Below are 670 nucleotides of genomic sequence, written 5' to 3'. Positions count from 1 at the left end.
GGTGTAGACGTCGGTGCTCTCGTCGTCGTATCCGGCGTGGAAGGCCAGGCCCTGCTGGAGCGGCGAGAGGGACAGTACGTCCTCCAGGGACGTGCCTCCCGCTTCGAGTTCGGTCTCCAGCGCGGTGACCTGTTCCTGGTCGAGGCCGACGAGGGGGAAGTCGGACGGCGTGTGCCCGCCCGCACCCCGCTCGACCGCGTCCGCGATCGCGGTCAGCTCCTCGAACCACGCCGCCGCCAGCTCCGCCACCCGCTCCCGGGACAGCACCTCACCGGCCCACGACCACACCGCCCGCAGCACCGGAACCCCACCGGCCTCCTCGACCAGCGAGTTCACCTCCACCACATGCGCCAACGGCATCCGCGGATCCATACCGCCATGCAGACCGAGCCCACCACCCCCACCACCGGAGGCGAACCGCCCCAGATAGTTGAAGCCGATCTGCGGCACCGCCCCGCCGGACAGCTCACCCGCCGTGTCCTCGTTCAGATAACGCAGCAGGCCGTAACCGATGCCCTTGTCCGGGACCCGGCGCAGCTGCTCCTTCACCGCCCGCACCGACGCGGCCGCATCCCCCTCCCCCGCGTCCAGCGCCACCGGATACACCGTGGTGAACCAGCCCACCGTCCGCGAAAGATCGACCCCGGGCAACTCCTCACGCCCATGACCC

At 70.6% G+C, this 670-nt stretch carries 1 protein-coding gene; it reads right to left on the bottom strand.

The window, feature by feature from the left end:
• The coding region (locus VT52_RS19085) for a condensation domain-containing protein (RefSeq protein WP_143070887.1) at positions 1-670 on the bottom strand (670 nt) is incomplete at both ends.

It is taken from the genome of Streptomyces malaysiense (assembly GCF_000980885.2).
In the GTDB taxonomy this organism is placed as follows: domain Bacteria; phylum Actinomycetota; class Actinomycetes; order Streptomycetales; family Streptomycetaceae; genus Streptomyces; species Streptomyces malaysiense.
The sequence above is the reverse complement of the archived record's forward strand: the minus strand, read 5'-3'. Positions and strand labels throughout refer to the sequence as shown.